Consider the following 9,041-nt stretch of genomic DNA (forward strand, 5'->3'; position numbering starts at 1 on the left):
CAATCCCGTTGCCGACGCTGATGCTGACCCAGGCCTGGCACCCGCGCTTCGACAAGGACCCGGCGCACCGCTGGCTGCGCGAGACGCTCAAGGCCTGTTGCGACGAAACCTGGCTGGCCGCCCAGCCCTGATTCCGAAAACCACACGAACCCTGTAGGCGTGAGCCTGCTCGCGACAGCGGTGTATCAGTCGGCGAAAATATCGACCGAAACGGCGCCATCGCGAGCAGGCTCACGCCTACAGTGAAATAGTTGTGTCTGACGCACTTATATCCTGCCAATAAGTCAATTTTCGTCAGTAGTAAGCCCGACTAAGATGCTCCGGTATTTTTCCCTCCGGAGTGTGCATTCATGACTTCCCTGACGGCTCCGGCGCCCATCGCTGCGGCCAGTCCGGCGACGGCGGCCACGCCACCGCTGTTCGGCGCGCGGATCATCACCGGTCTGGTCGGTGTGCTGCTGGCTGTGCTGGTCTCGGGTCTTAACGAGATGGTGACCAAAGTCGCGCTCGCCGATATCCGGGGCGCGCTGAACATTGGCTACGACGAAGGCACCTGGCTGGTCGCCTGCTACGCCGCGACCTCGGTGGCGGCGATGGCGTTCGCACCGTGGTGCTCGGTGACCTTTTCGCTGCGCCGTTTCACCCTCGGCGCGATCAGTCTGTTCACGTTGCTCGGCTTGCTGTGCCCGTTCGCCCCCAATTACGAAAGCCTGTTGTTGATGCGCACCTTGCAAGGGCTGGCCGGTGGCGCGTTGCCGCCGATGCTGATGACCGTGGCCCTGCGCTTTTTGCCGGCCAATTTCAAGCTGTATGGCCTGGCCGGCTACGCGCTCACGGCGACGTTCGGCCCGGGCCTCGGCACGCCACTGGCCGGCTTATGGAGTGAATACGTCGGCTGGCAATGGACGTTCTGGCAAATCATCGTGCCGTGCCTGATTGCCATGGCCATGATCGCTTGGGGCATTCCGCAGGACCCGCTGCGCCTGGAGCGCCTTAAGACGTTCAACTGGAAGGGCCTGCTGCTAGGTTTTCCGGCGATCTGCATGCTGGTGATCGGCTTGCTCCAGGGCAACCGGCTGGACTGGTTCGAGTCGGACCTGATCTGCGGTTTGCTCGGCGCCGGCTCGCTGTTGCTGGTGGCGTTTCTGATCAACGAGTGGTCGCAGCCGATTCCGTTTTTCAAGCTGCAGATGCTCGGCATCCGCAACCTGTCGTTCGCACTGATGACCCTCGCCGGGGTGCTGGTGGTGTTGCAGGCCGTGGTGTTGATTCCGTCGAGCTATCTGGCGCAGGTACAAGGTTATCGCCCGGTGCAGACCGCGCCGATCATGCTGATCGCCGCTTTGCCGCAGTTGCTCGCGCTGCCGCTGGTGGCGGCGCTGTGCAACCTGCGCTGGGTCGATTGTCGCTGGGTGCTAGGCATCGGCTTGAGCCTGTTGACGCTGTCCTGCCTGGGCGGCTCGCTGCTGACCTCGGAATGGATTCGCGACAATTTCTACCTCCTGCAGTGGTTGCAGATCTTCGGCCAGCCGATGTCGGTGCTGCCGCTGTTGATGTTGTCCACCGGCAGCATCCAGCCGCAGGAGGGGCCGTTTGCCTCCGCGTGGTTCAACACGGTGAAAGGCCTGGCGGCGGTGGTCGCCACCGGTGTGATCGAAGCGCTGACCACGGCGCGCCTGCATTTCCACTCGACCATGTTGATCGACAACCTTGGCAATTCGCCTCTGGCTGATCGCAGCGATCCGGGGCTCGCCCATCGCCTGCACGAACAGGCCGTGGTGCTGACTTCGTCCGACCTCTATGTGTGCATGGCGGGCGTCGCAGTGGCGCTGATCCTGCTGATTTTCTGGCTGCCGACGCGGATCTTCCCACCGCGCGCACCGACCTGACGGCTGTACTGAAACAGAAGGTTTTTATGACGACTCAAGCAAAACAGAAACTCGCGGTGGCCGTGGCTGCCGCACTGGCGGTCGGCGTGCTGATGTATCTGGCGATGCCAGGCCTGTTCGGCAAACGTACTCAGCAGAACACCAATGATGCGTTCGTCTCTGCCGACTACACCCTGGTGGTGCCGCGCGTGGCCGGGTTTATCAAGGACGTGCTGGTGGAAGACAACCAGCAGGTCAAGGCCGGGCAGTTGCTGGCGTTGATCGATGACCGTGATTTGCGCGCCGCCGCCGAGGCCGCCGACGCGCAGACCCTGGTCGCCCGCGCCCAATTGCAAAACGCCAGGGCGACGCTGGAACGGCAGACCTCGGTGATCGCCCAGGCCCAGGCCTCGGTGGTCTCGGCCAAGGCGCAAATGGCTTTCGCGCAGCAGGAACTCAATCGCTACAACCACCTGGCCGGTGTCGGCGCCGGCACGGTGCAGAACGCGCAACAGGCGCGTACCCGTATTGATCAGGCGAGCGCACGGCTCGATACCGCCAGCGCGAAACTGGCCGCCGAGCGCAAGCAGGTGGAGATTCTGACGGCGCAGCGCGATGCCGCCGAAGGCAGTTTGAAACATGCGCAGGCAGCGCTGGAAATTGCCAGTTTCGAACTTTCCTACACGCGCATCACCGCCCCGCAGGATGGCATGGTCGGGGAGCGCGCGGTGCGCGTTGGCGCCTATGTGACGCCGGGCAGCAAGTTGCTGGCAGTGGTGCCGTTGAAGCAGGCGTATGTGGTCGCCAACTTTCAGGAAACCCAACTGACCGACGTGCAGCCGGGGCAGGACGTGCAGGTACGCGTCGACAGTCTTGGCGGCGAAGCGCTGAGTGGACGCGTCGAGAGCATCGCGCCGGCCACCGGCGTGACCTTTGCGGCGGTTAAACCGGACAACGCCACGGGTAACTTCACCAAGGTCGTGCAGCGGATTCCAGTGAAAATCCTGCTGGAACCGGGCCAGCCATTGGCCGAGCGCTTGCGGGTGGGGATGTCGGTGGAGGCGAGCATTGATACACGCAGTTCGGCGCCGGCGGAGCGCGAGGTGACTCAGCGATGAATTTTGTTGAATCGGCTGGCGCCATCGCTGGCAAGCCAGCTCCCACAGGGATTGTGCAAGCTGTCCAGGATCCTCACTTCAAACAGAGATCTCCGTGGGAGCAGGCTTGCCAGCAGCTCGGCTTGAGTGTCTTGCTCACAGTAAGCCTCAGCGCGTGCACCGTCGGCCCGGACTTCCACAAGCCCGAAGCCACACAAATCGCCGACTGGGCCAAACCCGCCAGATCCGCCCCCAGCCAGGCCGTCAGTGAACCGCTGACCGAACGCTGGTGGGACGTTTTCCATGATGCGCAGCTCTCGGCCCTCACGCAGCGGGCGATGAAGAGCAACCTCGACCTGCAACTGGCCAGCAGTCGCTTGCAACAAAGCCGCGCTGCCCGCCAGGTGATCACTGCGGATCGCTATCCGAACACCGCCGCCACCGGCAGTTACGCACGCAAACGCAACAGCGGCGCAGGCTTGAGTGATCCGTCCGGGCACAACGGTGCTTCCGCTTTCAACCTGTGGGACGCCGGTTTCTCCGCCGCCTGGGAACTGGATGTCTGGGGCCGCGTGCGCCGCGAAACCGAAGCCGCCGACGCCAGTCTCGAAGTCGCCGAAAACGACCGTCGTGGTGTGTTGCTGGCGGTCCTTGCCGACACCGCGCAGAACTACATCCAGCTGCGCGGCGTGCAGAACACTCGCGCGGTCACCGAGCAGAACCTCGATGTCGCCCGGCACAGCCTGAAACTCTCGCAACTGCGCCTGAACGATGGTGTGGCGACCGATCTGGACGTCGCCGAAGCCGCCGCACAAGTCGCGGCCATCGAGTCGCGTCTGCCCGCGCTTGAACAGCGCCAGTCGCAACTGATCAATGCGATCAGCCTGTTGATCGGCGAACCGCCACAAGCCTTGGCCAAGACGTTATCCACAGACGCCGCCGTGCCGCAGTCGCCGCAGCAAGTCGCCATCGGCCTGCCTTCACAGCTTGCCGAGCGTCGCCCGGACATCCGCCAGGCCGAAGCACGCCTGCACGCGGCCACCGCCAACATCGGCGTGGCCAAGGGCGATTTCTATCCGCGTATCACCCTGTCCGGCAACGTCGGCTCGCAAGCCATGCAGCTGAGTGATTTCGGCTCCTGGGGCTCACGCGCGTTCGGCATTGGCCCGCAGTTCAGCCTGCCGCTGTTCGACGGCGGACGCCTGCGCGGCATGCTGCAACTGCGCGAAGCCCAACAACAGGAAGCGGCCATCGCCTACCAGCAAACCGTGCTGCGTGCCTGGCATGAAATCGACGATCAACTCACGGCTTACAACGCCAGCCAACGCCGCCGCGACAGCCTCGCCGAAGCCGTACGCCAGAACCAGATCGCCCTGCGCACCGCGCAACAGCAATACGTCGAAGGCGTGGTCGATTTCGTCAATGTCCTCACCGTGCAAGGTGCGTTGCTGGCGACGCAGGAGCAGTGGGTCGAGAGTTCGACCGGCGTTTCGCTGGCCATGGTCGGGTTGTACAAGGCGCTGGGTGGGGGATGGGAGTCGGTGTATCCGGCAGCAGTCGCTACCAATAATCCGGCTTGATCGCAGGTTTTTCAGGGGTGGGGACGCGAAGCGGGAACTGATGGAGAATACGCCGCACCTTATTCTTGGAGAGCTTTTGTCTACCGTCCCTTTCTTTTCTGCGCGAGCGAAAGCGTCTGTACGTTTCGCAGGACAAGGGCGCAAGCCTGCGGCGTTTAAACAAACTCGAACCGGTCTGCTCTTTTGCAGCATCACATTTCAGAGCAATGCTGGCCTTTCGCTTGACGCTAACCTCTGCTGTCGTAGACTCCGCACATCCGACAGGGAGTAGCGGTTATGCGGCGTTTTCGTGGTTGGGTTGTGGGATTGACCTTGGTGGCGTGTGCAGTTCAGGCGCAAACGCCCGGTGCAGACGATCCGCTGCTGGATAACGGAGCGCCTGCGCAGGCTTCCGGCAGTGAGGCGCGCGGTGTGTTGCGCGCACGGGATCAGGCCGTGCTGGCCAGCGAATTGTCCGGGCGGATTGTCGAGTTGCCGTTCAGCGAGGGTGAGTCGTTCAAAAAGGGCGACACGCTGGCACGTTTCGATTGCTCGGCCTATCAGGCTCAACTCAATGCGGCGCAGGCGGCCAGCCGTGGTGCCGGTGAAGAGCTGGCGCATAACAGGCAACTGGCCGCACTCAATTCCGTCGGGCGTTTCGAAGTGGCGCGGGCCGAGGCCAAGGTCAGCGAGACCCAGGCGCAATCCCAGGTGTATCAGGTGCAGGTCAAACGCTGCAGCGTGATCGCGCCGTTCGACGGGCAGGTGGTCGAGCGCAAGGTGCAGCGCTTTGAGAGCGTGTCGGCCGGCGCGCCGCTGCTCGATGTGGTGGATAACCGCACCCTCGAAATTCATTTGCTGGTGCCGTCGCGCTGGATGGCGAAGCTCACGCCCGGCCAGACCTTCAGTTTCGTGCCCGATGAAACCGGGCAGCCGATCGCTGCCACGGTCAAACGCCTTGGTGCGCGTATCGACGAAGGCAGTCAAACACTGTTGCTGGTAGCAACACTGCCGGAAGCGAAAGGCTTGTTGGCCGGCATGAGCGGCACCGCACGTTTCCCGGAGCTGAAGTGAACGCCCCGGTGAGCGGCGGCGCCGAACAGGTGTTCGCCCGCTTTCTCGACCTCGAACGCCAGACCCGCGCCGCTCACGATACCTCGCAACTGGCCTACAGCCTGGTCAATGACGGTCAGTCGCTGTTCGGCTTCCGTCATGCGGCACTGTTGATCGCCGGCAAAGTGCAGGCCGTGACCGGCGTCAGCGCCGTCGAGCCGAATGCGCCGTTCGTGGCATTTGTCGAACAGGCCGTGGCGCAGTTGTTCAAACAGGATGTGCTGAAGCAGGCGCGGGTGATTGCTCCTGAACTGCTCAACGACAGCATTCAGGCTGACTGGCGCAGCCTGTCCGCCGCGCAAGTGTTCTGGTTGCCGCTGATTGATCGCGACGGACAAGTGTTCGGCGGGTTGTGGCTGGCCCGCGATGTGCCGTGGAATCCTTCCGAACAAGTCCTGCTGTCGCAACTCGGCGACACCTACAGTCATGCCTGGCTGGCGTTGCAACCGCGCAAGCCGTGGCGCCTGCGCTGGACGCGCAAGCGTCAGGTGGCGCTGCTCGCGGTGCTGCTGCTCGGTTTGCTGATCCCGGTGCGTCAATCGGTGCTGGCCCCGGCCGAAGTGGTGCCGCTGGGCGGCCGTGTGGTGGCGGCGCCGCTGGATGGGGTGATTGCCGAGTTTCTGGTCAAACCCAATCAGGCGGTGAAAACCGGCGACGTGCTGCTGCGTTTTGAAAGCACCACGCTCAAGGCCCAGGCCGATGTCGCCGAGCGCGCCTTGGGCGTGGCCGAAGCGGAGTTGAAATCCAATTCACAACGTTCGTTTGCCGATGCCGAGTCCAGCGCCAAGGTCGATTTGCTCGCCGCCCGTGCCGAGCAAAAACGTGCCGAGCGCGATTACGCCCGCGAGTTACTGGCGCGCAGCGAAGTGCGTGCCGAACGCGACGGGATTGCGGTGTTCGCCGATGCCGAGCGCCTGACCGGCAAGCCGGTGCAGACCGGTGAACGGCTGATGGAAATCGCCGACCCGAATCAGGCTGAACTGCGCATCGAACTGGCAGTGGGTGATGCGATTGCGCTGGCGCCGGGTGCTGAAGTCTCACTGTTTCTCGACAGCGATCCGCTCAAGCGCCATCTCGCCACGCTGGAGCGCTCGGCCTACGAGGCGCAGCCGACAGCGGGCGGGCAACTGGCGTATCGGCTCGACGCCAGTTTCGCTGACGCGCCACCGCGCATCGGCCTGCGTGGCACGGCAAAAATCTTTGGCGATCGTGCGCCGCTGGCCCTGTATCTGTTGCGCCGACCCCTGGCCGGATTGCGCCAGAGCGTGGGCCTGTAAATGAACCTGCCGAGCCTGCGTGCCGATCTGCAACTGTCGTCCGCGGCGCCGGCCCTGGACGGTTCACCGCGCTGGACCCTCGCCGATCCGGTGCGCGGTCGCTATTTCAAGCTCGGTACGGCGGCGATGCGTCTGTTGCGGCACTGGTCGCTGGGCGACGCCGAGCAAGTCTTGCGCGCAGCCAATCGCGAGCCGGGCCTGCCGCCGGACGGCGATGAGCTTGAGCAGTTGCTGGGGTTTCTCCGTGGGCACGATTTGATCAGCGCCATGGATGATCAGCAACGCGCCAGCTACCGGCTCAAGGCTCTGGCGCAGAAGCAGAGCCTGTGGCAAGTCCTGCTGCATCAATACCTGTTCTTCCGCATTCCGCTGTGGCGCCCCGACGCGTTTCTCAACCGTGCCTGGCCGTGGCTGGAGCGCTTCGGTCCGCGTTTGTTGCGCTACGGTTTGCCGGCGACCCTCGGCCTTGGGGTGTTTCTGGTGTCGCGGGACTGGCAGCGTTTTGTCGGCACCTTCCCGCACCTGTTCAGCCTCGGCGGTGCATTGGCGTTTGGCGTGGCCTTGTTCTTCGCCAAGCTGTGCCACGAATTCGGCCATGCGTTCATGGCCAAGCGCGCCGGGTGTCGGGTGCAGAGCATGGGCGTGGCGTTCATGGTGCTGCTGCCGATGTTTTACACCGATGTCAGTGATGCCTGGCGGGTCAATGACCGTCGCGCGCGCTTGCTGATCGGCGCTGGCGGGGTGCTCGCGGAACTGCTGCTGGCGTGTATCGCGCTGCTGGCCTGGTCGCTGTTGCCCGACGGCCCGGGACGCACGGCGGCGTTCATGCTCGCCAGCGCCACGTGGATCACCACGCTGGTGGTCAATCTCAATCCGTTCATGCGCTTTGATGGCTATTTTCTGCTCAGTGACCTGTGGGAAGTCGACAACCTTCAGGGCCGGGCCTTTGCCTTATGTCGCTGGCGTTTGCGCGAATTTTTGTTCGGTTATGGCGCGCCGGCGCCGGAGCCATGGTCGCCGAAGATGCAACGGCGTTTGCTGATCTGGGGGTATGGCTCGTGGCTGTGGCGTGCGGCGTTGTTTTTCGGGATCGCGCTGGCGGTCTATCACCTGTTCTTCAAGGTGTTGGGGATCTTCCTGATGCTGGTGGAACTGGTGTGGTTCATCTTCTTGCCGATCATGAGTGAGTGGCGCCAGTGGTGGAGCCGCCGCGAACAGGCGCACGGTCCACGGGTGCTGCTCAGCAGTCTCGCGGTGCTCGGGCTGTTGCTGGTGCTGATTGTGCCGTGGCGCAGTTCGGTGGAATTGCCGACGATGCTTGAGGCCGGGCGCGCCAGTGCCCTGCACGCACCGGCGTCGGCGCGGGTGAAATCGGTAAAGGTTGCAGACGGGCAAACGGTTGCCCAGGGCGACGTGCTGATCGAGCTCGAATCCCCGGATCTCGACTCGAAACTGGTCATCGTCCGCCGGGAAATCCAGATCCAGCAATTGCTCATGCGCCGTCAGGCCGGCCGCAGCGAAACCGCTGCCGACGCCAGTATCATCGAGCAGAAACTGGCCGAAGCGGTGGCGCAATATCGCGGTCTGAGCGCACAGCGTGAACGTCTGCTGTTGCGTGCCCCGCATGCCGGTCGTGTGCGTGATCTGCTGCCGAACCTGACGCCCGGGCGCTGGCTGTCGACCCATGATGCGCTGGCGCGAGTGGTTGAAGACGGCACACGGTTGCGCGGTTATCTGGCCGAATCCGAATTGTGGCGAGTCAAACCGGGAGCCAGCGGGCGCTTCATTGCAGACGATCCAATGCACCCGGCGCTCGCCGTGCAACTCAACGAAATCGACAGCAACGGCGTGGCCTATGTCGATCAGGAGGCGCTGACCTCCGATCACCACGGGCCGATCGCCGTGCGCCGCGATCAACAGCAACGCGCAGAACCGGTGCAGGCGCAGTACGGCGTGCGCCTGAGCGCTGTCGATGCGCCAGCGACGCCGGTGCAGCCATTGCGCGGCGTGGTGGTGGTGCAGGGCAACGGTGAGTCGTTGCTCGGTGTGGCGTGGCGCCGGATGGCGGCGCTGGGGGTCAGGGAAAGCGGTTTCTAACGGAGAGCACGATGGCGGACAACGCAGCAG

The 9,041-nt window shown here is 63.8% G+C and carries 6 protein-coding genes and 1 pseudogene; all 7 read left to right on the forward strand.

Annotated features, from left to right (window positions below; all coding sequences use genetic code 11):
* A pseudogene (locus tag DBR24_RS32780) lies at positions 1–131 on the forward strand (LysR family transcriptional regulator); the annotation flags it as partial.
* Positions 132–350: 219 nt separating this feature from the next.
* Positions 351–1,889, forward strand: a complete 1,539-nt coding sequence (locus DBR24_RS18405; protein WP_128615456.1) for an MFS transporter — start codon at positions 351–353, stop codon at positions 1,887–1,889.
* Between the two features lie 26 nt (positions 1,890–1,915).
* The gene (locus DBR24_RS18410; protein ID WP_128615457.1) at positions 1,916–2,986 is read left to right on the forward strand and encodes an HlyD family secretion protein; all 1,071 of its coding nucleotides are present in this window, start codon (positions 1,916–1,918) and stop codon (positions 2,984–2,986) included.
* Complete coding sequence (locus DBR24_RS18415; protein WP_177490618.1) at positions 2,983–4,545, forward strand: efflux transporter outer membrane subunit; 1,563 nt, start codon at positions 2,983–2,985, stop codon at positions 4,543–4,545. Before DBR24_RS18410 ends, DBR24_RS18415 begins: the two co-directional genes overlap by 4 nt.
* 276 nt (positions 4,546–4,821) lie before the next feature.
* Positions 4,822–5,598, forward strand: coding sequence for an efflux RND transporter periplasmic adaptor subunit (locus tag DBR24_RS18420; protein ID WP_128615459.1), 777 nt, complete (start codon positions 4,822–4,824; stop codon positions 5,596–5,598).
* Positions 5,595–6,914 (forward strand): efflux RND transporter periplasmic adaptor subunit, encoded by a 1,320-nt coding sequence (locus DBR24_RS18425; RefSeq protein WP_123470357.1) that lies wholly within the window; start codon positions 5,595–5,597, stop codon positions 6,912–6,914. Before DBR24_RS18420 ends, DBR24_RS18425 begins: the two co-directional genes overlap by 4 nt.
* Positions 6,915–9,011: an efflux RND transporter periplasmic adaptor subunit gene (locus tag DBR24_RS18430; protein WP_128615460.1), complete on the forward strand. Its 2,097-nt coding sequence runs from the start codon at positions 6,915–6,917 to the stop codon at positions 9,009–9,011.
* Positions 9,012–9,041: the final 30 nt, after the last annotated feature.

This window comes from Pseudomonas sp. HMWF006 (assembly GCF_003061205.1).
Classification (GTDB): domain Bacteria; phylum Pseudomonadota; class Gammaproteobacteria; order Pseudomonadales; family Pseudomonadaceae; genus Aquipseudomonas; species Aquipseudomonas monsensis.

What these genes read in the sequence shown, in the direction of transcription:
- DBR24_RS18405 (WP_128615456.1), top strand. Translation starts at nt 351, where the DNA reads ATGACTTCCCTGACGGCTCCGGCGCCCATCGCTGCGGCCAGTCCGGCG.
- DBR24_RS18410 (WP_128615457.1), top strand. Translation starts at nt 1,916, where the DNA reads ATGACGACTCAAGCAAAACAGAAACTCGCGGTGGCCGTGGCTGCCGCA.
- DBR24_RS18415 (WP_177490618.1), top strand. Translation starts at nt 2,983, where the DNA reads ATGAATTTTGTTGAATCGGCTGGCGCCATCGCTGGCAAGCCAGCTCCC.
- DBR24_RS18420 (WP_128615459.1), top strand. Translation starts at nt 4,822, where the DNA reads ATGCGGCGTTTTCGTGGTTGGGTTGTGGGATTGACCTTGGTGGCGTGT.
- DBR24_RS18430 (WP_128615460.1), top strand. Translation starts at nt 6,915, where the DNA reads ATGAACCTGCCGAGCCTGCGTGCCGATCTGCAACTGTCGTCCGCGGCG.